Genomic DNA, 21,607 nt, shown 5'->3' with positions numbered 1-21,607 from the left:
GACAAGTACCTACTTATTTGTGCGTACTTACCGGGAGGTTGGTGGGCGGGGAACCCGTCGCGACACGGCTCACCACATCAGCGCGTCCGACGCCGACGTCTGCCAGTACGTGACGAACGCCGAGCTGTCCACGTACACCCCGCCCTGCGGCAGCTTCGCCGCCGCCGGGTCGCCCACGCTGCCGTTCATCGCGCGGTTGGAGAAGTGGACGCCCAGCTTGTGTGCCTGGGAGCCTTCCGAGCCCTCGGGTGAGGACGTGCCGATGGCCGCGTACGCCGTCTGGCCCGGCTTGAGGGTGACGACCGCCTGCGGCTTGCTGTCCTCCAGCCACACCGTGGCGGCCTGCGCCTCGTCGAAGCGGAGGTACGGTGCGCCGTACGCGTAACACGTCTTCGTGCCCGTGTTCTCGGCCTTCAGGAGCAGGTGGTTGAGGGGGCGGTCGACCTGCTTCACGGTGACCTTGGTGGTGGCGGCGGTGCAGGTGACCGGCGCCGACTTGGCGGCGGGCGTCGCGGCCGACGCGGCGCCGCCGAGCACGGTGAGCGAGAGGGCGGCGGTGAGGGCCGTGGCGGTGGCGGCGGCCTTGGTGGTGAGTCGCATGGCTGGTCTCTTTCGGTGTGACGGGGGAGACGTGAGCCGCGATCAGAGGATCCCGGACACGGCGTGCTTGTATGGCCACAGCTTGTGCGGGGCTCTGTCCCGGCGGCCAGGGCGGCACGGCAGTTGGGGACGATGGGACGTTCGTACGGCTGTGATCTGCGGGAACTCCGTTCCTTGGAACGGATGGACGGGATGGAGAGAACGTGGGGGCGGGCGATCTCGCGGAATTGCTGCGGGAGTTGAAGGAGAGGTCGGGGCTCAGTTACGGGGCGCTGGCCAAGCGGTTGCATGTGTCGACGTCGACGCTGCACCGATATGTGAGCGGGGCGGCCGTACCGACGGAGTTCGCTCCGCTGGAGCGGTTGGCCCGGGTGTGCGGGGCCTCGCGGGAGGAGATGGTCGAGGTCCACCGGCGGTGGATCCTGGCCGATGCGACGAGGGGCGACCGCAAGGAGGCGGAGCCCGCTCCCGTCGCGGCGTCTGATGCTGCGGGTGCACCGGCCTCCGGCGAATCGGCCTCCGCCCGTGGGGCCTCCGGCAGCGTGGCCGCCTCCGGCGACGAACCGCCAGGCGACGAAGCGCCCGGCATCGTGATCGGCCCGGCCCCCACGGCGGCCGGGCGGCGCGAGGGGAGACGGCTGCCCAGAGGGCGCGTTCTCGTCGCCGCCGGTGTCGTCCTCGCGCTCGGTGCCACCGCCGTCGCCGTACAGGCCTCCTCCGGAGGCGGTGACCGCGACCACGTGTCCAGCGACTCCCCCAGCGCCCACGGCGGGGAAGGGGAGCCGAGCCCGGACGGCGCCAAATCCGCTTCGCCCTCCGGGAAGAATTCCGGGAAGGGCAAGCCGGGCAAGGAGGCAGCGGGCTCCGACAAGCCTGAGGGCCAGGGCCAGGGCCAGGGCCAGGACAAAGGCTCCGGGGGCGAGACCCGGGCGCCCGGCTCCGGAGACGGCGGCCAGGGCGGCGCGGGCAAGGGCGGTGTCCCGGTGACCGTCTCCACCCAGGCCCAGCACTGGTCGGACCCCTGCGGCCACCCCTACCTCGTCGACAAGGACCCCGGCACCCTCTCCCCGCCCCCCAACGAACAGGACGCCCCGGGCTGGGTGTCCGCGAACGGCGCGGTCTCCGCCCGGGACCAGACAGTGAAGCTGACCGTCCAGGGCACGGGCGAGGACACCGTCGTCCTGGAGTCCCTGAACGTCCGCGTCGCCGGGACCAGCGCGCCGCTCGCGTGGAACAACTACAAGATGGGGTACCTCGGCGTCGGCTGCGGAGGCAATGTGCCCCAGCACTCCTTCGCCGTCGACCTGGACGCGTCGGTGCCACGCCCGGCTCCGCAGGAAGGGGACAGCGGCTTCCCCTACAAGGTGAGCGCGAGCGACCCCGAGGCGTTCTACATCAACGCGACCGCCAACACCCGCTATGTGCGCTGGTACTTGGAACTGGAGTGGTCGAGCGGCACCCGGCACGGCACGGTGCGCATCGACGACACGGGCAAGCCGTTCGCCACGAGCGGCGACCAGGGCCGTCCCGTCTACGGCTTCTCGCTCAACAGCAAGAAGTGGACGAAGACGAACCGCGACAACGACGACGTGCCGGACCCGCCTGCGTAGCGGCCGGGGTTCGTCAGGCGGATCAGGCGCCGTCCGTATCGCGAAATGACACTTGTACGCGGCACGGACATGCCTAATCTGCCTGACAACCGAAGGAGTCGTAGATGACCGTCACCGCCGCGCCCGGCGCCACCGCCGCACCCACCCCGCCGCTCGCCGCGCGCGCCGCCTCGGTAGGGGGCTCTCCGGTACGGGACATCCTCGCTGTCACCGCGCGCCCCGAGGTCATCAACTTCGCGGGCGGGCTTCCGGCGCCCGAGCTGTTCGACGCGGCCGGGGTCGCCGCCGCGTTCCAGGCGGTCCTGACGTCGACGCCCGGTACGGCGCTGCAGTACTCCACGACGGAGGGCGAGCCCGCTCTCCGCGCCGCGATAGCCGCCAGGACGGCGGCGCGCGGGCTGCCCACGGACGCGGACGACCTGCTCGTCACCACCGGCTCGCAGCAGGGGCTCTCGCTGCTCGCGACGGTGCTCGTCGAGCCCGGGGACACCGTCCTCGTCGAGAGCCCCTGCTACCTGGCGGCACTTCAGGCCTTCGCCTTCGCGGGCGCCCGCGTGGTGCCCGTGCCGTGCGACGAGGAGGGCATCGACCCGGCCGCGCTCGACGAACTGGTCGCCACGCACCGGCCGAAGCTGCTCTACACCGTCCCCACCTTCCAGAACCCGACCGGCCGCACGCTGCCCGCAGGGCGGCGCGCGGAGATCGCCGCCGTGGCCGCGCGGCGCGGCCTGTGGATCATCGAGGACGATCCATACGGGGAGCTGCGGTTCGAGGGCGAGCGGGTGCCGTGGATCGCGACGTACCCGGGGGCGCAGGACCGCACCGTACTCCTCGGCAGCTTCTCGAAGGTGATGGCGCCGGGCCTGAGGCTCGGCTGGCTGCGGGGGCCCGCGGCGCTGTTGCGGGCGTGTGCGGTGGCCAAGCAGGCGGCGGATCTGCACACGCCCACCGTCAACCAGCTCGCCGCGGCACGGTACTTGGCGGACAACGACCTGGACGCGCATGTCGCCCGCGTCGCGCGCGCGTACGGCGAGCGACGTGACGCGATGCTTTTGGGCCTCGCTGACGCGTTGCCGCACGGCTCTTCTTGGGTCCGGCCCCAAGGCGGCATGTTCGTCTGGGCGACGCTGCCCGACGGCTACGACACCGCCGCGCTGCTGCCCGAGGTCGTCAAGCACGACGTGGCGTACGTGCCTGGGGCGCCGTTCTATGCGGGGGAGCCCGACCCCGCGACCCTGCGGATGTGCTTTGTGACGCAGGCCCCCGACGAGATCGCCGAGGGCCTGCGGAGGCTTGGGGGTGCGCTGGTGGGTTGAGATCCGCGCCCCTTGCGGGGCTCAGAGGCGCTCAGGCGTCCTGATGCCGAGCAGCGCCATTCCCTGGTGCAGGGTGCGGGCCGTGATGTCGCACAGGAACAGGCGGTTCTCGACCTGGGCCGGGGTGTCCGCCTTCAGGACCGGGCACTTGTCGTAGAACGTCGTGTAGAACGAGGCCAGTTGGTAGAGGTACGCGGCCAGCTTGTGCGGCGCGTACTCCCCGGCGACCTCGGCGACCGTCTCCGCGAACTGGTCGATGTGCAGGCCCAACGCCCGCTCGGCAGCGGTCAGTTCGAGCTCCGGATGCGCCTGCGGCCGTACGTCGCCCGCCTTGCGCAGGATCGACTGGATACGGGCGTACGCGTACTGGAGGTACACGCTCGTGTCGCCGTTCAGGGACACCATCTGGTCCAGGTCGAACTTGTAGTCGCGCACCGCCGACGTCGACAGGTCCGCGTACTTCACCGCACCGATGCCCACCTGGGCGCCGCGCTCGGCGATCTCCTCCTCGGAGAGGTCCTGGGCCTTCTCGCGGACGATGGCCGACGCCCGGTCGATCGCCTCGTCGAGGAGGTCGATGAGGCGTACGGTCTCGCCCTCACGCGTCTTGAACGGCTTGCCGTCCTTGCCGAGGACCGTGCCGAAGCCGAGCTGCACCGCCTTGACGTTCTCCGTCAGCCAGCCTGCCCTGCGGGCCGTCTCGAAGACCATCTTGAAGTGCAGGGACTGCCGCGCGTCCACGACGTAGAGGAGCGTGTCCGCCTTCAGGTTGAAGACGCGGTCGCGGATCGCGGAGAGGTCGGTCGCCGCGTACCCGAAGCCGCCGTCGGACTTCTGGACGATCAGCGGGGACGGGTTGCCGTCCGGGCCCTTCACGTCGTCGAAGAAGACGCACAGCGCGCCGTTCGACCGGACCGCGACGCCGGACTCCTCAAGGATGCGGCAGGTCTCCGCCAGCATGTCGTTGTAGCCCGACTCACCGACGATGTCCGCGTCCTCGATCTGCACGTCCAGCTTGTTGAAGACCGAGTAGAAGTACACCTTCGACTCGTCCACGAACCGCTGCCAGATCGCGAGGGTCTCCGGGTCGCCCGCCTGGAGGTCCACCACCCGGCGCCGGGCCCGCGTCTTGAACTCCTCGTCGGAGTCGAAGAGCACCTTCGACTCCTTGTAGACGCGGTTGAGGCTGGACATCGCCTCCTCGCCCGCCTCCGTGGTGTCCTCGGCGGACTTGTGGCCCAGCGCGTCCGGGTGCTCCAGCAGATACTGCACGAGCATGCCGAACTGGGTGCCCCAGTCGCCGATGTGGTGGCGGCTGACCACCTTCTCGCCGGTGAACTCAAGGATCTTGACGACGGAGTTGCCGATGACCGAGTTGCGCAGGTGACCGACGTGCATCTCCTTGGCCACGTTCGGCTGGGCCCAGTCGACCACCGTCGTGCCGGCCTTCTCCGCGAACGGCACGCCGAGCCGGTCGCCGTCGGCGGCGCGCGCGGCGAGGTTCTCGGTGATCGCCTTGTCGGTGACCGTGACATTCAGGAAGCCGGGGCCCGAGACCTCGACGTCCTTGATCGTGCCGTCGTCCGCGGGGAGGGCGTCCACGACCTTCGCCGCGAGCTCGCGCGGGTTCGCCTTCGCCTTCTTGGCGAGGGCCAGGATCCCGTTGGCCTGGTAGTCGGCCCGGTCGCTTCGTCGCAGCAGCGGGTCGGCGGCGCCGGCCTCCGGCAGGGCAGCCGAGAGGGCGTCCGCGAGGCGCTGGTGGACGGAGGCGGTGAGGGACGTGACCGAGGCCATGGAGTGGATGCCGTTCTCCTCGAGGTGCAGATAGACCCGGCAAGTATCCCATGCAGAGAAAAGCGGTTTTCGCGGTTGCGGGTGGAGCTGGGAGAATGGCCGCGACAAGCGGTACTCACGTAGAAGAAGATCAGAAGCAGAAAGGCGTGCCGATCGTGGCTCAGAGCACCGATACCACCGACTGGGTCTCCCGCTACGCGGACGAGGTCATCTCCGAGTCGGAGCGTCGTGCCCCGGGCAAACCGGTCGTCGTCGCCTCCGGGCTCTCCCCCTCAGGCCCGATCCACCTCGGCAACCTCCGCGAGGTCATGACCCCGCACCTCGTCGCGGACGAGATCCGGCGACGCGGGCACGAGGTCCGCCACCTCATCTCCTGGGACGACTACGACCGGTACCGCAAGGTCCCGGCCGGTGTCCCCGGCATCGACGAGTCCTGGGCCCAGCACATCGGCAAGCCCCTCACCTCCGTGCCCGCCCCGGCCGGTTCCGCGTACGCGAACTGGGCCGAGCACTTCAAGGCGGCCATGACCGAGGCGCTCGACGAGCTGGGCGTGGAGTACGACGGGATCAGCCAGACCGAGCAGTACACCTCGGGCGTCTACCGCGAGCAGATCCTGCACGCGATGAAGCACCGCGGTGACATCGACGCGATCCTCGACCAGTACCGCACCAAGAAGGCCCCCGGGAAGGGCGGCCAGAAGCAGTCGCAGAAGCCGGTCGACGAGGCCGAGCTGGAGGCCGCCGAGGGGTCGGGCGCCGCCAGCGAGGACGACGGCAGCGGCGGCACCAGCGGGTACTTCCCGTACAAGCCGTACTGCGGCGCGTGCGAGAAGGACCTGACCACGGTCACGTCGTACGACGACGCGAGCACCGAGCTCGCCTACGTCTGCGCGGACTGCGGGCACACCGAGACCGTCCTGCTCAGCGAGTTCAACCGCGGCAAGCTGGTCTGGAAGGTCGACTGGCCCATGCGCTGGGCGTACGAGGGCGTCATCTTCGAGCCCAGCGGCGTGGACCACTCGTCTCCCGGGTCGTCCTTCGTCGTCGGCGGGCAGATCGTGCGCGAGATCTTCGACGGCGTGCAGCCGATCGGTCCGATGTACGCGTTCGTCGGTATCTCCGGGATGGCGAAGATGTCGTCGTCCAAGGGCGGCGTGCCGACCCCGGCCGACGCGCTGAAGATCATGGAGGCACCGCTCCTTCGCTGGCTCTACGCGCGCCGCAGGCCGAACCAGTCCTTCAAGATCGCCTTCGACCAGGAGATCCAGCGGCTCTACGACGAGTGGGACAAGCTGGACGCGAAGGTCGCCGACAGCTCCGTGCTGCCCGCCGATGCCGCCGCGCACTCGCGTGCGGTGCGTACGGCCGCCGGTGAGCTGCCGAAGACGCCGCGTCCGCTGCCCTACCGGACGCTCGCGTCCGTCGCGGACATCACGGCGGGCGCCGAGGACCAGACGCTCCGCATCCTGCGGGACCTGGACCCCTCGGACCCGATCTCGTCCCTGGACGAGGCGCGGCCGCGGCTCGACCGCGCCGAGAACTGGATCACTACGCAGGTCCCGGCCGAAGCACGGACGGTCGTGCGCGCGGAGCCGGACACGGAGCTGCTCTCGTCCCTGGACGACGAGAGCCGCGAGTCGCTGCGGCTGCTCCTGGAGGGCCTCGACACGCACTGGTCCCTCGACGGGCTCACGCACCTGGTGTACGGCGTGCCGAAGGTGCGGGCCGGGTTCTCGGCGGACGCGACGGCGAAGGAACTCCCGCCGGAGATCAAGGTCGCACAGCGCTCCTTCTTCGCCCTCCTCTACCGCCTCCTCGTGACCCGAGAGACGGGCCCGCGACTGCCCACGCTGTTGCTCGCCGTGGGCGCGGAGCGAGTGCGCAAGCTGCTGGGCGCGTAACGGTACGCAGATGGGGGGCGCCGCCCAGCTCCTGGCCGACGCCCCCTTCGCGTGCGGCGGGCCTGGCTTCGGGCCTGCGGGGTGGCTTCGCGTGCGGCGGGCCTGGCTTCGGGGCTGTCGGGTGATGTGGGGCGGCGCCTCGCTTCGCGTGCCCTGGACCGGACCGCCGCTTCGCGGCGGGGTTTTCCCGCCCACCCACCCGATTACCCCGCGGGGCAATCGGGTGGGTGGGCGGGAAGGCCTGTTCGGCCAGGCGAGTCTGCGGGTGATCGGGTGGGCGGGCGGGAAACATCCGCCGCGAAGCGGCGGGCCTGAACAGCGGGGCCACTGCGAAGAGACGCGCTTGCGAGGAGCGGGGGACGCAGCAGGGGTTTACCCGGAAGCCGCGGCCTTGCGGCGGGGCGGGGCGGGGCCACGGTGGAGGGCCTGCATCGTTTGGACTACCCGGAGATCACTCCGGGGCAGGACGCCCAACGCCCAGGGGCGAGTGACCGTGGACGTATGAAGGAAATCATCTCCATCGTCGGATGGGTCGTCGGGATTCAGGGCGCGCTCGGCGTCGCAGGCCGCACCTTCGGGGACGAGCCGTGGGGCCTCTTCCAGAAGTGGTGGGACATACCCACCCCCGGATACCTCGCCCTCGCCATCATCGGCGCCGCCCTCGCCATCTGGGGCGAGAACGGCAAGAAGCGCGCCCGCAGCAGGGGTTGAGCCCGTTGAGGCCCGCTACGCGCTGTACTCGGAGTCCAGTTCCTCCTGGTACCGGCCCCGGAAGTCACGCAGATACGGGCGCAGCGTGCTCTCCGCCGGAGGGCCGCCCGCCTGGCCCGTGACGCCGTACAGGTCCATCAAGTACAGGCCGAACTGGCGGGCGTTGGGGTAGTCCCCGATCTCGCTCACGTACTTGCGGAACGCCGCGAAGTACGCGTCGTCACGCGAGACGTCGTCCGGGAGACCGGACGTGTCGTCGGGCAGTGCCTCCGGGGACTCCGAGACCTCCGGGGCCTCCGGGACCTCCTCGTGCATGTTGCCCCCGACAGCCTGCTCCTCGCGCGGGCCCGGGATCAGGTGCTGACCGCCCAGCGGGCGCGTGCGGCCGGGCCCCGCGGGGACCGGGAACCCGGACTCCGGAGGCGCAGCCGCCGCGTTGCCGTGCTCGTCGAAGTACGCCTGCTGCTGCTCCAGATACGCCTGCTGGTCGACGTAGGCCTGCTGCTCCGCGTACGCCTGCTGGTCCGCGTACCACTGGTCGTGCGGCTCTTCAGGAACGTACGAAGGCTGCTGAGCCGCGAACCACGGGCTCACGTGCGCACCATCGGGCTCAGGCTCCGGCGACTGCTGCTGCGGCTGCTCGGCCCGCGGCAGCGGCTCCGCCTCCAGCTGCGGCGCGCGCGGCGCCACCAGCTCCGGCTGCTGCGGCTCCGCCGCCACCCGCACCGGCGCCGGCGGAAGCAACGCGGGCTCGATGCCCGCCGCCGCGAGCCCCGCAGGAGCGGTCTCCGAGAGGGGAACGCCGAAGCGCGCCAGACGCAGCGGCATCAAGGACTCCACCGGGGCCTTGCGGCGCCAGGAGCGGCCGAAGCGGGCCTGGAGGCGGGCCTGGTAGATCAGACGGTCCTGCTCCAGCTGGATGACCTGCTCGTACGAACGGATCTCCCACAGCTTCATCCGGCGCCACAACTTGAACGTGGGCACGGGAGAGAGGAGCCAGCGCGTGAGGCGTACGCCCTCCATGTGCTTGTCGGCCGTGATGTCCGCGATCCGGCCCACCGCGTGCCGCGCCGCCTCGACGGCGACCACGAACAGGATCGGGATGACGGCGTGCATGCCCACACCCAGCGGGTCCGGCCAGGCCGCCGCGCCGTTGAAGGCGATCGTCGCCGCCGTCAGAAGCCACGCCGTCTGACGAAGCAGCGGGAAGGGGATGCGAATCCACGTAAGGAGGAGGTCGAGCGCCAGCAGGACGCAGATGCCCGCGTCGATGCCGATCGGGAAGACCACCGAGAAGCTGCCGAAGCCCTTCTGCTCGGCGAGCTCGCGCACGGCCGCGTACGACCCCGCGAAACCGATGCCGGCGATGACGACCGCACCGGCGACGACCACGCCGATGAGTATTCGGTGCGTGCGTGTCAGCTGCATCGCGGCCACCCGCGAACCCCTCCCTGTTCGGTTTGTTGCGAGCGACAGCCTGGCACACGCATGCGGAAGACGGTGTGCCGGTACGGCAGGAGCCCGGCCAACAAAGGGCCGGGCTCCACAACTGCCTTGACTGCGCCGCGAGTTGCACGCGTGGCGCGTGCGGCGGTTTCCGCGTCCTGCGTCAGCTCTTGGGCTTGGTGCTGGACTTGGAGTCCGACCCGGAGTCCGACTTGGGGCTGTCCGAGCCCTTCGAGCCGCTGCCGGACTTGTCGCCGGAGCCACTGCCCGAACCGCTGCCCGAGTCGCTGCCGGAGCCGCCGTCGCTCGCGCCGCCCGACTTGTTCGCGGAGACGACCTTCTCGGCGGCCTCCTTCGCGGCCTTCTCGGCAGCCTTCGACAGCTCCTTCGAGCTCGGCGCCTTGTCACCGGCCAGACCCGCGCCGTTGTAGTCGATCGTGACGACCGCGTTCTCCACGCGCGTCACGACCGTCTGCTGCTTGAAGTTTTCCTTGTCCTTCTTCAGGTCGTAGTGCACGACCGTCGTCTGGTCGCCCATCCCCGGCACCGGCTCCGTCTTGACGCTCTTCGCGCCCTCCGTCGCCTGCGCGTCCGCGACCTGCTTCGCGAAGTTGTTCTGCGCGCGCTTGGCACCGCTGCCCAACGACGCGTCCGAGTCGAAGCGCATCAGCGAGACACGGAGCCAGCGGAACTGCGAGCCGTCCACGCCGTTGTTCTCAAGGCTGTCCCAGGAGCAGGTGCCACGCGCCGACGTGTCATCGGACGTGCCCGCCTTGCCCGACTTGTCCTTCGCCTTCGGGACAAGGTCGTCGAGCGTCTTCTTCGACAGGACCTCGCAGGGCTCGGGCAGCTTGCTGAACGCCGCCTTCTCCACGCTCGCGGCCTTGTCCTTGCCCGAGGCCGAGGCGGAAGCCTTCGAACCCGAGTCCTTCTTGGCCCCGTCCGAGCCCGAGCCGGAGTCGGAGGAGCAGCCGGAGGCAACGAGGATCACCGGTACGGCGGCTGCGCAGGTGAGTATGCGGGTGAGTCGCTGTGCTGGTCGGTGCATGGTTCCTTCACTCAAGTCACTCAAGACGGCTGTCGTCGGTTCGATGGGCCACGGTACGCCGTGCCCGACGCGGACGACTCCGCTTCCGGAGAGCCGGGCACCTGTCCGAACCGCCGCTACTCGTCGAACCTGTCGGCCAGCATTCCGGCCAGTTCCTGCGCCTTGTCCTGCATTTCCTTGCTGTCAGGGATGTCGGTGCGACGCCCCGGCTGCTCGTCGTACTCGACGGTCACGATGACGTTCGACGTGCGGAACACCACAGTCACCGTGCGGTGCCGGGTCGCCGAAGCGGACGTGGAGAACGCGTCGTCCAGGAAGGCCTCGTCGCCCAGGTCGTCGAGGACACGGGGCTCAAGACCGAGGGGCGTGACGGCCTCTTCCGGGGCGCCGCTGGAGGCACTGTCGCCCGCGTCACCCTTCTCGTCACCCTTGCCGTCACCCTTCCCATCGCCCTTCCCGTCACCCTTGTCGGACTCGCCCGCATCCGTCCCGGTCCCGGCACTGTCGGACGGCTCGGCATCGGCGGTCGGGGTGCCGGAGGGCTCGGGCAGATCCGCCTTCTGCACCTTCGACGAGTAGACCTCCGTGGCACGGGTGTCATCACTCACGGCCGTGTCGTACGAGACCACGCGCTCGAAGTCCACGAGCAGATGGTGGGTGGCGTCCGAGGACTCCACCTTCCAGCGGCAACCCACACGCCGGTCGGTGTCGTACGTGACGGTGGGCACACCCTCGTACGCCTTCTCCTGCTGCTCCTCGTCCGGCATCTCCTCGATGCCGGGCAGCATCGAGTCGAGCGTGCCGCGGTCGACCTCGCCGCAGGGCTCGGGGAGCGTGCGGTACTTGCCGGGCTCGGCCGCCGAGGTCGAGCTGCCGCTGTCGCCGGGCTTCGAGTCGTCCGGCTCACCGCCGAGCGCACCCCCGCCCGTGCAGCCGGCGAGCAGCGCCGCGATGAGAGCTGCGACGCCTGGTACGTAGGCCTTCCGCTGCACCGTGTGGGCTCCTTCTCGCCGGGGATATTGGGTTGCCGCTGGTGGGCGACCGGTGGACACAATGTGTATCGCACGCAATGCCGTGGACGCCGGTCCGTCGTCGCTTTCGTTGACCTTGGCGCCGGTATTTGCGTTTCAAGTCCTACAGGGCTTGCGAGACTTATGTTCAACAACGGGGGATTGAGGGCGTTATGTCATATGTAGAGGTTCCGGGGGCAAAGGTACCGATCCGGATGTGGACGGACCCGGCCTCGGTCGAGGACGTCGCACTCCAGCAACTCCAGAACGTGGCGACCCTGCCCTGGATCAAGGGCCTGGCCGTCATGCCGGACGTCCACTACGGCAAGGGTGCGACGGTCGGTTCGGTGATCGCCATGCAGGGGGCGGTGTGTCCTGCGGCGGTGGGTGTGGACATCGGCTGCGGCATGTCCGCCGTCAAGACCTCCCTGACGGCCAATGATCTGCCGGGGGATCTGTCGCGGCTTCGGTCGAAGATTGAGGCTGCGATTCCTGTGGGGCGGGGGATGCATGCGGATCCGGTGGATCCGGGGAGGCTGCATGGGTTCGCCACCGGCGGGTGGGAGGACTTCTGGTCGCGATTTGAGGGGGTCGCTGATGCCGTGCAGTTCCGTGAGGATCGGGCTACTAAGCAGATGGGAACCCTCGGCGGAGGGAATCACCACCTGGAACTGTCGTTCGATTCGATAGGCTCGGTGTGGCTCACTCTGCACTCCGGCTCCCGCAACATCGGCAAGGAACTCGCCGAGCACCACATAGGAATCGCGCAGAAGCTCCCGCACAACCAGGGCCTGGTAGACCGTGATTTGGCCGTCTTCGTGTCGGACACCCCGCAGATGACGGCGTACCGGAACGATCTCTACTGGGCTCAGGAGTACGCGAAGTACAACCGCGCGATCATGATGGGGCTCTTGAAGGACGTCATCCGTCGGGAGTTCAAGAAGGCGAAGCCGACCTTTGAGGCGGAGGTCAGCTGTCACCACAACTATGTTGCCGAGGAACGGTACGAGGGCATGGACCTGCTGGTCACGCGGAAAGGTGCGATCCGGGCGGGCTCCGGTGACCTCGGCATCATTCCGGGGTCGATGGGCACGGCAACGTACATCGTGAAGGGCCTCGGCAACGAGAAGGCCTTCAACTCCGCCTCGCACGGCGCGGGTCGACGGATGAGCCGGAACGCGGCGAAGAAGCGCTTCTCGACGCAGGACCTGGAGGACCAGACGCGGGGCGTCGAGTGCCGTAAGGACTCGGGTGTCGTGGATGAGATCCCGGGGGCGTACAAGCCGATCGAGCAGGTCATGGAGCATCAGCGTGACCTTGTTGAGGTCGTGGCGAAGCTGAAGCAGTTCATCTGCGTGAAGGGCTGAACCGCGGTGGACCCGGGCTGTTGCCAACCCTGGATCCACCGCTCAGCGTTTTACTGTTTCGTCGATGGCAACGGAACCTGGCCGTTACGCAGGCGCCAGTGGCGGAGGTTGCAGCTCTGCACGGTTCGTCCCAAGGCTTCAGCTGCCGCGGTGGGGCTGCAAAGGTCCAGCAGGATCTGGTCCTCCCACTCCTTCCAGCGACGTTTGGGGGAGACCTTCATCCCGGCTGGACGAACCCATGAGGCGAGTGCCTCCGCTTTCATCTGCTTGCGCTCTAAGGACAGGCAGCCTGGGTAGTAGAGATCTGCGGCCAGTTGCATGGCCGGTTCCTTCTCGTAGCTGATGTTGTAGATCTCATCACGGGTGTTGCGCTTGATGAGGCGTTCAGCCCCTGTGAGCATCCGCGCGTAACGGCAGAGGTAGACCCCGACAGCCGTGCTGGCCGTGGTCAGAGAGATGAACGGGAAGCCTTGGCTCGTGTAGCCGACCGAGCCGTCCGCGTCGATGACCCCCCGCAGATAGTCTCGCCGCGAGAACTCGACGCGCGGCGGAGCGATCTTCTTGGACTTGCGGCCGTAAGGCAGGCCGAGTTGGTTGATCCTGGTCCTGGCTTCGAGAGAGCACAGGCTCCACGTGGCCGAGTGATGTGCTTCGGAGAAGTTCGTGTCTCGGGTGCGCTCGCTGATGGTGCTGTTGTACGGGGTCAGGCGCTGGAACGCGCGCAGGATCTCGATGTCGCGCACGTTGATCTCGACGGTCAGTCGCCCTTTCTGACCCGGGCCTTGCTGTAGATGCCCATCAGCCTGCAAGAAGCCGAACATGTAGGCGTAGTCAGGGACTTCGAGGTCCATGAAGGATGCTGCTGGCGTGTCGAAGCCGAGGGCATCGTCCAGCGTGAATTGGTGCGCGCTAGGCTCGCGTTCAGCCATGAGGAAGTGAGTCCTTCCTTGATGGTCAGGCCCTCGGCCGGGATTGCAGTCCCGGCCGAGGGCCGTTCTGTGTGCTGTTGTCGACCTGAGCCTAGGCAGGTCACACGTCAACGGGCATGGCGATAGGACGCGTTCACCAATGTGGGTGACTCGCGTCTCTGGATGCCCGAGGCGGAACGCCTACTTCGCGTTCTTGATGGCGAAGATCATGACGAACGCGATGATGTGGATGCCGAAGAGGAAGTACGCCAGGTACCACCACATCAGCTTTTCGTTCTTCGTCTCCTGGGTGAGGCGTTGCTGCTCGGCCGTCTCGGGAGTCCCGGCCGCTTCGTCCGGCTCCGGCATCACAGCTCCCTGTGGACCTTCGTGTTCGAGGCCTGGGCGCGGGGGCGGACCACCAGGAGGTCGATGTTGACGTGGGGTGGGCGGGTCACCGCCCAGGTGATCGTGTCCGCCACGTCGTCCGCCGTGAGGGGGGCCGGCACTCCTGCGTAGACCTTCGCGGCCTTCTCGGTGTCGCCGCCGAAGCGGGTCGTGGCGAACTCCTCGGTCTTGACCATGCCGGGGGCGACCTCGATGACGCGGACCGGGGTGCCGACGATCTCCAGGCGGAGGGTCTCGGCGAGGACGTGTTCGGCGTGCTTGGCCGCCACGTAGCCGCCGCCGCCCTCGTACGTGCCGTGGCCCGCCGTGGAGGAGAGGACCACGATCGTGCCGTCGCCGCTGGCGGTGAGTGCGGGGAGCAGGGCCTGGGTGACGTTCAGGGTGCCGATGACGTTCGTCTCGTACATCTGGCGCCAGTCGGCGGGGTCGCCGGCGGCGATGGTGTCGGCGCCGAGCGCGCCGCCCGCGTTGTTGACCAGGACCGCGATCTTGCCGAAGGCGGTGGCGAACTCGTCCACGGCTGTGCGGTCGGTGATGTCGAGTGCGTACGCCATCGCGTCGTGGCCCGCGGCCGTGATCTCGGCGGCGAGGGCTTCGATGCGGTCCTTGCGGCGGGCGGTGAGGAGGACGCGGTAGCCGGCGGCGGCGAGTCCGCGCGCGGTGGCGGCGCCGGTGCCGCTGTTCGCGCCGGTGACGATCGCGATGCGGGTGGCGGCGGGCGCGGCGTTCGCGGCGGCGGTCATGGCTGCTCCTTGGGCGTCCTGATGCGTACGTACGTTCTGTCCTGTTCCTGGGCCAAGGATAGGCGGGCTGCTCGTGGTCCTCAGCGGCCTCGCGGCGCGTACATGATCACCGCCATGCCGGCGAGGCAGATCAGTGCTCCGGTGACGTCCCAGCGGTCGGGCCGGTAGCCGTCGGCGACCATGCCCCAGGCGATCGACCCGGCGACGAAGACCCCGCCGTACGCGGCGAGGATGCGGCCGAACTCGGCGTCGGGCTGGAGTGTGGCCACGAAGCCGTAGACGCCGAGGGCGATGACGCCGGCGCCGATCCAGGCCCAGCCCTTGTGCTCGCGTACGCCCTGCCAGACGAGCCAGGCGCCGCCGATCTCGAAGAGTGCGGCGAGGGCGAAGAGGGCTGCGGAGCGGGCGATCAGCATGGGGGAATCGTGGCATGGGGGGCATGGGGGGCGCGGGGGCGAGTGTCTGCGTCGTACGCTTTCTGTTTGACGCAGATGTCTTGAGAAGGGGGTCCTTCGTGGCCAAGAAGACGACCGGTGCGCGGCGCGCCGCTCTCGTGGACGAGTTGTCCGTCGAGTCGCGGCGCTACATGGCGTCGTACGCCCTTTTCAATCAGGCCGTCGCCGACCATCTGAAGCTGCACCCCACCGATCTGCAGTGCCTGAACCTGCTCAGCCTGGAGGAAGCCCCCGTCACGACGGGCCGCATCGCCGAGCTGACCGGTCTGACGACGGGTTCGGCGACGCGGCTCGTGGACCGTCTGGAGAAGGCGGGCTATGTCGTGCGGGAGCGGGACGCCGTCGACCGGCGGCGGGTCCTGGTCTCGACGGTGCCGGACGCGGTGGCGGAGTTCGGGCGGATGTGGGACAAGCTCGGTGGCGGCTGGTTCACGCTCTTCGAGCGGTATGACGACGATGAACTTGACCTGCTCATCGGCCACATGCGCCGCACCGTGGAGTTCAGTGCGGCGCAGGTGGCGCGGTTGCGGGGCGGGGAGCTGGACGGCTGACCCCTGCCGGGCGGGGTCTAGTGGTGCTGGTCCTCCTGCGGTTTGTGTGGCAGGAGTCGTACGAGGCCGCAGCACAGCAGCGTGACGCTCGCGACGACGGCGAGGGTGACGGTCATGGCGTGGTCCGGTCCGCCGTCGAGGGTCTTGAAGAAGACGGTGACGACGGTGGCCGCGCCGATCGCGTTGGCCAGTTGCTGCACCGCGCTGAGTGAGCCGCTGGCGCTGCCCGCTTCCTGGGGTGCGATGTCGCCGATGGTGATGTCGTAGACGGTGCCGAAGCAGGTGCCCATGCCGAGCCCGACGATGAGCAGGGGCGGAACCAGTGTCCAACTCCCCATGTCTGTACCGGCGTTGGCGACCATGGCGAACAGGTATCCGGTGCCGGTCAGGATGATCAGCAGGCCGATCAGGACGAGCTTGCGGCCGAGCCTGCCGATGAGGCCGTGGCAGGCGATGGACGCGATGACGATGCCCACGGAGAGCGGGACGAGGCCGAGCGCGGTGCCGGAGGGTGAGCGGCCGAGTCCTTCTTGCAGGTAGAGCGAGATGACGTAGAGCAGTCCGGAGACGGCGGCGGAGAAGGCGACGCAGAGGACGAGCCCTGAGGTGAAGCCGCGGTTGCGCAGCAGCGATGGCTGGATCAGCGGGTTGTGTGCGGTGCGCTGACGGCGGCAGAAGAGCGCGAAGGAGGCGAGTCCTGCGGCGATCAGCAGGATGGGCGCGGCGGTCCAGCCGTTCGTGGAGCCGTCGATGAGGCCGGAGAGCAGTCCGAGCATGGTGGCGCCGAGGTAGGCGGATCCGGTGCCGTCGATCGAAGTGGCCCTGTCGCCGGGGTCCTTGGGGAGGAGGCGGACGGCGGCGATGAGGGCGGCGCCGCCGAGGACGAGGTTGATCAGGAACATGGACCGCCAGCCGAGGCCGCCGAGGTCGGCGTCGATCAGGAACCCGGCGAGGATGGGGCCGCCGACGGCGGAGAGTCCCATGGCGGGCGCGAAGAGGCTGAACGCCTTGCCGATCTCCTCGCGGGGCCAGACCGCGCCGAGGATGCCGAAGCCCTGCGGGATGACGAGCGCTCCGAAGGCGCCCTGCGTGAGGCGGGCGATGGTGATCGACTCGGGGCTGAAGGCGAGCCCGCAGGCGACCGAGGCGATCGTGAATCCGGCGAGGCCGAGCAGGAAGAGCCGCCGCTTTCCGTACTTGTCGCCGAGGCGTCCGCCGATGACGAGGAGTACGCCGAGGGCGAGCGCGTAGGAGGCGCCGAGCCACTGGATGAGTGCGGGGCCGCCGCCGAGGTCCTTGGCGATGGTGGGGGCGGCGATGTTGGTGATGGTGGCGTCGACGAGGTCGAGCACGTCGGCGGCGAGGATCACGCCGAGGACGGCCCAGCGTTTTCTCGGGGTGAAGGTTTCCGTGGGCGTGGGATGGGATGCGTGGGAGGCATCGGAGGCATCGGAGGCATGGGTGGCCGTGGGCATGGGAGGGGGTCCTTCGTCTGAGGGGTGCGAGAGCTCTGGGTACGCGGCCACGGCGGGGCAGGGGGATCCACATCGCCGTGCAGAAGCTGCGTGACGCAGATAAATGTGCGGGAGGGTGCGCCGGGCTGTCAAGGCGGTTTGGCTGCGAGGCGGTTTGGCCGCGGTGCCGTTCGTTGGCTAGCGGTGCCGTTTGTCGGCTAGCGGTGCTGGTCGTCTTGGGGGCGGGGCCGCGCCGGTATGTCCGTCCTCGCTATCGTCCGGTGGCCGCCGGGCTACTTCGGCCCCGGAGTGTTGGGAGCCGTGCTCCGGGCGGACATACCGGCACGTCCCCTCGCGTCTCGATGCCGACTGCGGGTGTGTGGGGGCGCGGCCTCTTTTGCCGGGGGTGTTGTCAGACCCTCGTCGTAGCGTGGGTGGCATGGAGAGATCGTTGAGGTTGGTTCCCTGGTCGGAGGGTGACCTTGCGTTGTTGGTTGCCTGCAACTCCGCTGAGATGACCGTGCACTTGGGTGGTCCGGAGGCGCATGAGCAGGTGGTTTCCCGGCACCGTCGCTATCTCGCGTTGGAGGAGCGGGGGCGGATGTTCCGGGTGGTCCTTGATGGTGATGCCGTTGGTTCCATCGGGTACTGGGAGAGGACCTGGCAGGGCGAGTTCGTGTGGGAGACGGGGTGGGGCGTGCTGCCCGGGTTTCAGGGGCGGGGCATCGCGGCGGCGGCTGCGCGTCTTGTCGTCGAGGAGGCTCGGGGCGCCGGTCGGTACCGGCGGTTGCACGCCTTTCCCTCGGCGGACCATGCGGCTTCCAACGGGGTGTGCCGGAAGGCCGGGTTCAGGCTTGGGGGCGAGCATGACTTCGAGTATCCGAAGGGGCACTGGATGCGGTGCAACGACTGGAGTGTCGACCTGGGTGTCAGTGGGGTGCGTACGCCGTCGGAGGGACCCCCACCGTCGTCGTGAAGTCCCTGATCAGGTGGGCCTGGTCGGCGTAGCCCAGGGTGGCCGCCAGCGTCGGCCAGTCCACCTCCCGCTCTGTTTCCGCGTGTTCGAGCGCCTCATGGATCCGGTGGCGCAGGATCAGCCACTTCGGGCCGACCCCGACGTATGCCGAGAACAGTCGTTGCAGCGTCCGTACGGACATGCCCTCGGCGTGGGCGAAATCGCCGGCCCGGCGGATCCCGCGGTCCGTGCGGATGCGTTCGGCGAGGGCCATGGCGAGGTCCGCCTGGGGGTCGGGCGTGGGGCCGACGGCCAGGAGGAACGCGTCAAGTGCTGCCACGCGGGCCTGCTCGTCGTCGGGGGTCAGGACCGCGTCCAGTGCGCCTTCGGGGACCTCGGCGAAGACCTCTTCGAGGGGCAGCAGTCGTCGGCCCGTCCAGGCGGACACCGGCTTTGACGGCGCGAACGGGCGGAAGCCGCCGGGGCGGAACTTCACCCCGCACACCCGGCCCCGCCCTTCCAGCTTCTGGGTGAAGAGGTCGAGTCCGATGCCCGCCACCTCGGCGAAGGGGTCCTGGCCGGGGAGGGTCTGGAAGACGACGTTCACGGAGGGGTGCGGGACGACGTGTGAGGCGTACGGCTGGGACAGGTCCCAGTCGATCAGCCAGTACTGCTCCACGTAGGGCCGCAGCGCGGGTGCTGCCAGGTGCCGGCGGAACCGTGCGTGGGCGAAGAGCCCGGCGGCGTCGACGATGCCCTTGGTGTCGCTGCGCGGGGCGGGCTCGGAGGCGTCGGCCATGGCTGGATCGTATGCCGGGGGCCGCCGCTGGTGTCGCGTTTCTTCAAGCCGCCGGAGCCCTTGCCGCCTTACCGTCACGGCATGAGTGAGAACAGCATCGCCGACCTTCTGAAGGCGGCAACGGCCCACGCCGTCCCGGTGGTCCGCGCGATCCCCGATGACCGCCTCGCCACTCCCACGCCCTGCGCCGAGTACGACGTAAAAGCCCTGGTCAACCACCTCTTCCAGGTGATCGTCCAGTTCCAGGCGCTGGCCGCCAAGCAGAACGCCGAGTTCGGCGAGACCCCCGATCTCGTCGCCGAGAGTCCCGACTGGCGTGACCGTTTCGCCGAGGAGGCGGGGAAGTTGGTCGCCGCCTGGTCCGTGCCCGGCGCCGACGAGGGCACCACGGGTGCGATGGACATGCCCGCGAGGACCGTCGGCTGTATGGCGCTGCTCGACCTGACGGTGCACGCCTGGGATCTGGCCCGCGCCACGGGGCAGGAGTTCGAGGCGGCTCCCGAGAGCAGCGGCGTGGTGGCCGCGCTGCGGGATGCGGTCGCGGGCCTGGGTCCGACGGCCCGGAAGATGGGTGTCTTCGGGGAGCCGGTCGCCGTGCCCGAGGGGGCCGATGAGCTGGAGCGGCTCCTTGCCGAGACGGGGCGCGACCCGCGCTGGACCCCGCGGGCCCCTTCCGCGGCCTAGCCGGAGCCGCTCTGCGGGCGAGCCGAGCCCCGCCCGGGAATACCCTCTGGCCCGCCACCGTTCCGCAGATATAGTTGAACCGTCAACAACCTGCGGAGAGTGAGTCAGCCATGCAGTCCGGATCCGGCATGCAGTTCGGGATCTTCAGCGTCGGTGATGTCACCCCTGACCCCACCACGGGACGTACGCCGAGCGAGCACGAGCGCATCAAGGCCATGGTCGCCATCGCCCTGAAGGCCGAGGAGGTCGGGCTCGACGTCTTCGCGACCGGCGAGCACCACAACCCGCCGTTCGTGCCCTCCTCGCCCACCACGATGCTCGGCTACATCGCGGCGCGGACGGAGCGGCTGATCCTCTCCACCTCCACCACCCTGATCACCACGAACGACCCGGTGAAGATCGCCGAGGACTTCGCGATGCTCCAGCACCTGGCCGGCGGCCGGGTGGATCTGATGATGGGGCGCGGCAACACGGGCCCGGTGTATCCGTGGTTCGGCAAGGACATCCGCGAGGGCATCAACCTGGCCGTCGAGAACTACGCGCTCCTGCACCGGCTGTGGCGCGAGGACGTCGTGACGTGGGAGGGCAAGTTCCGTACGCCCCTCCAGTCGTTCACGTCCACGCCGCGCCCGCTGGACGGCGTCGCGCCCTTCGTCTGGCACGGCTCCATCCGCTCCCCGGAGATCGCCGAGCAGGCCGCGTACTACGGAGACGGCTTCTTCCACAACAACATCTTCTGGCCGCAGGAGCACACCAAGAAGATGGTCGACCTCTACCGCCGCCGGTTCGCGCACTACGGGCACGGCACGCCCGAGCAGGCGATCGTCGGGCTCGGCGGCCAGGTGTTCATGCGGAAGAACTCGCAGGACGCGGTGAAGGAGTTCAGGCCGTACTTCGACAACGCCCCGGTCTACGGGCACGGGCCTTCGCTGGAGGAGTTCACGTCCCAGACCCCCCTGACCGTCGGCTCCCCGCAGCAGGTGATCGACCGGACGCTGTCCTTCCGCGACAGCGTGGGCGACTACCAGCGCCAGCTGTTCCTGATGGACCACGCGGGCCTGCCCCTCAAGACCGTCCTGGAGCAGCTGGACATCCTCGGCGAGGAGGTCGTCCCCGTCCTGCGCGAGGAGTTCGCCAAGAACCGCCCGGCGAACGTCCCGGACGCACCGACCCACACCGCACGCGTGACGGCCACCCGGAGCGGCATCGAGAGCGAGGTCACCGCATGAAGCTCGTAGTCGTCTCCGCGGGGCTCAGCGTGCCCTCCTCCACCCGCCTTCTGGCCGACCGCCTGGCGGCGGCCACCGGGCGCCACGCCGACGTGGAGATCCAGGTCGTCGAACTCCGCGACCTGGCCGTGGAGATCGCGCACAACTACGTCACCGGATTCCCCGGCCCGGAGCTGAGCGCGGCGGCGGAGGCGGTGAAGGGCGCGGACGGCCTGATCGCCGTCACGCCGGTCTTCTCCGCCTCGTACAGCGGCCTGTTCAAGTCGTTCTTCGACGTGCTGACCGTCCTGGACAAGGACGCGATCGCCGGTACGCCGGTCCTGATCGCGGCGACCGGCGGCACCCCGCGCCATTCGCTGGTCCTGGAGCACGCGATGCGCCCGCTGTTCGCGTACCTGCGGGCGGTGGTCCTGCCGACGGCCGTGTACGCGGCGTCCGAGGACTGGGGCGCGGACGGCCTGGACGAGCGCGTAGAGAGGGCGGCGAAAGAATTGGCCGGAATCATGCGGCCCGCGCCGGTCCAGGAGGAGGAGCTGATCGAGGGGTTTGTCCCCTTCGAGCGGCAGCTCGCGGCGCTGCGGCCGGAGTAGTCCCGGCGTACGCGAAGGAAGGGAGCCG

Annotated in this window: 21 protein-coding genes; 10 read left to right on the top strand and 11 right to left on the bottom strand. The window is 69.2% G+C overall.

Going from position 1 to position 21,607, the window contains the following annotated elements; all coding sequences use genetic code 11:
• Nucleotides 1–69: 69 nt before the first annotated feature.
• Nucleotides 70–600, bottom strand: a complete 531-nt coding sequence (locus ABD378_RS05065) for a DUF4232 domain-containing protein (RefSeq protein WP_344519165.1) — start codon at nt 598–600, stop codon at nt 70–72.
• Between the two features lie 203 nt (nt 601–803).
• Between ABD378_RS05065 and ABD378_RS05060 the strand changes: the two genes are divergently transcribed.
• Both ABD378_RS05060 and ABD378_RS05055 read left to right on the top strand, forming a co-directional pair.
• Complete coding sequence (locus ABD378_RS05060) at nt 804–2,210, top strand: helix-turn-helix domain-containing protein (protein WP_344519164.1); 1,407 nt, start codon at nt 804–806, stop codon at nt 2,208–2,210.
• A 104-nt stretch (nt 2,211–2,314) separates the two neighbouring features.
• Nucleotides 2,315–3,526 carry an aminotransferase-like domain-containing protein gene (locus ABD378_RS05055; protein ID WP_344519163.1) on the top strand — a complete coding sequence of 404 codons (1,212 nt, stop codon included), beginning with the start codon at nt 2,315–2,317 and terminating at the stop codon, nt 3,524–3,526.
• Nucleotides 3,527–3,547: 21 nt separating this feature from the next.
• Here the strand turns inward: ABD378_RS05055 and argS are convergent, their stop codons facing one another.
• The gene (argS, locus tag ABD378_RS05050) at nt 3,548–5,320 is read right to left on the bottom strand and encodes an arginine--tRNA ligase (RefSeq protein WP_344519162.1); all 1,773 of its coding nucleotides are present in this window, start codon (nt 5,318–5,320) and stop codon (nt 3,548–3,550) included.
• A 146-nt stretch (nt 5,321–5,466) separates the two neighbouring features.
• On the opposite strand from argS, the gene lysS reads away from it, so the two are divergent.
• Together lysS and ABD378_RS05040 are read left to right on the top strand one after the other, a co-directional pair.
• Nucleotides 5,467–7,221: a lysine--tRNA ligase gene (lysS, locus tag ABD378_RS05045; protein ID WP_344519161.1), complete on the top strand. Its 1,755-nt coding sequence runs from the start codon at nt 5,467–5,469 to the stop codon at nt 7,219–7,221.
• A gap of 501 nt (nt 7,222–7,722) precedes the next feature.
• A complete protein-coding gene (locus ABD378_RS05040; RefSeq protein WP_344519160.1) occupies nt 7,723–7,932 on the top strand; it encodes a hypothetical protein in 210 nt (69 codons plus the stop codon).
• A 15-nt stretch (nt 7,933–7,947) separates the two neighbouring features.
• Here ABD378_RS05040 and ABD378_RS05035 read toward each other — a convergent pair whose 3' ends face one another.
• The 3 genes from ABD378_RS05035 to ABD378_RS05025 all read right to left on the bottom strand — a co-directional run bounded on the left by ABD378_RS05035 (nt 7,948) and on the right by ABD378_RS05025 (nt 11,418).
• Nucleotides 7,948–9,369: a DUF2637 domain-containing protein gene (locus ABD378_RS05035; protein WP_344519159.1), complete on the bottom strand. Its 1,422-nt coding sequence runs from the start codon at nt 9,367–9,369 to the stop codon at nt 7,948–7,950.
• 172 nt (nt 9,370–9,541) lie between these two features.
• The gene (locus ABD378_RS05030; RefSeq protein ID WP_344519158.1) at nt 9,542–10,426 is read right to left on the bottom strand and encodes a DUF3558 domain-containing protein; all 885 of its coding nucleotides are present in this window, start codon (nt 10,424–10,426) and stop codon (nt 9,542–9,544) included.
• 116 nt (nt 10,427–10,542) lie between these two features.
• Nucleotides 10,543–11,418, bottom strand: a complete 876-nt coding sequence (locus tag ABD378_RS05025; RefSeq protein ID WP_344519157.1) for a DUF3558 domain-containing protein — start codon at nt 11,416–11,418, stop codon at nt 10,543–10,545.
• 191 nt (nt 11,419–11,609) lie between these two features.
• Between ABD378_RS05025 and ABD378_RS05020 the strand changes: the two genes are divergently transcribed.
• The gene (locus ABD378_RS05020) at nt 11,610–12,803 is read left to right on the top strand and encodes an RtcB family protein (protein ID WP_344519196.1); all 1,194 of its coding nucleotides are present in this window, start codon (nt 11,610–11,612) and stop codon (nt 12,801–12,803) included.
• A 50-nt stretch (nt 12,804–12,853) separates the two neighbouring features.
• Here the strand turns inward: ABD378_RS05020 and ABD378_RS05015 are convergent, their stop codons facing one another.
• The 4 genes from ABD378_RS05015 to ABD378_RS05000 form a co-directional block, all read right to left on the bottom strand.
• Nucleotides 12,854–13,732 carry a hypothetical protein gene (locus ABD378_RS05015; protein ID WP_344519156.1) on the bottom strand — a complete coding sequence of 293 codons (879 nt, stop codon included), beginning with the start codon at nt 13,730–13,732 and terminating at the stop codon, nt 12,854–12,856.
• A 180-nt stretch (nt 13,733–13,912) separates the two neighbouring features.
• Nucleotides 13,913–14,080 (bottom strand): hypothetical protein, encoded by a 168-nt coding sequence (locus ABD378_RS05010; protein ID WP_344519155.1) that lies wholly within the window; start codon nt 14,078–14,080, stop codon nt 13,913–13,915.
• Nucleotides 14,080–14,862 carry an SDR family NAD(P)-dependent oxidoreductase gene (locus ABD378_RS05005; protein ID WP_344519154.1) on the bottom strand — a complete coding sequence of 261 codons (783 nt, stop codon included), beginning with the start codon at nt 14,860–14,862 and terminating at the stop codon, nt 14,080–14,082. The genes ABD378_RS05010 and ABD378_RS05005 overlap by 1 nt, the downstream gene beginning before the upstream one ends.
• 80 nt (nt 14,863–14,942) lie before the next feature.
• Nucleotides 14,943–15,278: a YnfA family protein gene (locus tag ABD378_RS05000; RefSeq protein ID WP_160506481.1), complete on the bottom strand. Its 336-nt coding sequence runs from the start codon at nt 15,276–15,278 to the stop codon at nt 14,943–14,945.
• Nucleotides 15,279–15,448: 170 nt separating this feature from the next.
• Between ABD378_RS05000 and ABD378_RS04995 the strand changes: the two genes are divergently transcribed.
• Entirely contained in the window at nt 15,449–15,868 is a 420-nt protein-coding gene (locus tag ABD378_RS04995) for a MarR family winged helix-turn-helix transcriptional regulator (RefSeq protein WP_344519195.1), read from the top strand.
• Nucleotides 15,869–15,885: 17 nt separating this feature from the next.
• Here the strand turns inward: ABD378_RS04995 and ABD378_RS04990 are convergent, their stop codons facing one another.
• Nucleotides 15,886–17,343 carry an MFS transporter gene (locus ABD378_RS04990; RefSeq protein ID WP_344519153.1) on the bottom strand — a complete coding sequence of 486 codons (1,458 nt, stop codon included), beginning with the start codon at nt 17,341–17,343 and terminating at the stop codon, nt 15,886–15,888.
• 418 nt (nt 17,344–17,761) lie between these two features.
• On the opposite strand from ABD378_RS04990, the gene ABD378_RS04985 reads away from it, so the two are divergent.
• On the top strand, nt 17,762–18,298 hold the full coding sequence (locus ABD378_RS04985; RefSeq protein ID WP_344519194.1) for a GNAT family N-acetyltransferase: 537 nt from the start codon (nt 17,762–17,764) through the stop codon (nt 18,296–18,298).
• Here the strand turns inward: ABD378_RS04985 and ABD378_RS04980 are convergent.
• Nucleotides 18,252–19,076 carry an AraC family transcriptional regulator gene (locus tag ABD378_RS04980; protein WP_344519152.1) on the bottom strand — a complete coding sequence of 275 codons (825 nt, stop codon included), beginning with the start codon at nt 19,074–19,076 and terminating at the stop codon, nt 18,252–18,254. The two genes, ABD378_RS04985 and ABD378_RS04980, sit on opposite strands and share 47 nt — an antisense overlap.
• A gap of 81 nt (nt 19,077–19,157) precedes the next feature.
• Here ABD378_RS04980 and ABD378_RS04975 point away from each other — a divergent pair, with 81 nt between their 5' ends.
• From ABD378_RS04975 to ABD378_RS04965, 3 genes are all read left to right on the top strand, one after another.
• Nucleotides 19,158–19,760 (top strand): TIGR03086 family metal-binding protein, encoded by a 603-nt coding sequence (locus tag ABD378_RS04975; RefSeq protein WP_344519151.1) that lies wholly within the window; start codon nt 19,158–19,160, stop codon nt 19,758–19,760.
• Nucleotides 19,761–19,888: 128 nt separating this feature from the next.
• Nucleotides 19,889–20,989 (top strand): LLM class flavin-dependent oxidoreductase, encoded by a 1,101-nt coding sequence (locus ABD378_RS04970; RefSeq protein ID WP_344519193.1) that lies wholly within the window; start codon nt 19,889–19,891, stop codon nt 20,987–20,989.
• The gene (locus tag ABD378_RS04965; protein ID WP_344519150.1) at nt 20,986–21,579 is read left to right on the top strand and encodes an FMN reductase; all 594 of its coding nucleotides are present in this window, start codon (nt 20,986–20,988) and stop codon (nt 21,577–21,579) included. The genes ABD378_RS04970 and ABD378_RS04965 overlap by 4 nt, the downstream gene beginning before the upstream one ends.
• Nucleotides 21,580–21,607 lie beyond the last annotated feature (28 nt).

The sequence above is a fragment of the Streptomyces rectiviolaceus genome, from assembly GCF_039533825.1.
Taxonomy (GTDB): Bacteria; Actinomycetota; Actinomycetes; order Streptomycetales; family Streptomycetaceae; genus Streptomyces; species Streptomyces rectiviolaceus.
The sequence above is the reverse complement of the archived record's forward strand: the minus strand, read 5'-3'. Positions and strand labels throughout refer to the sequence as shown.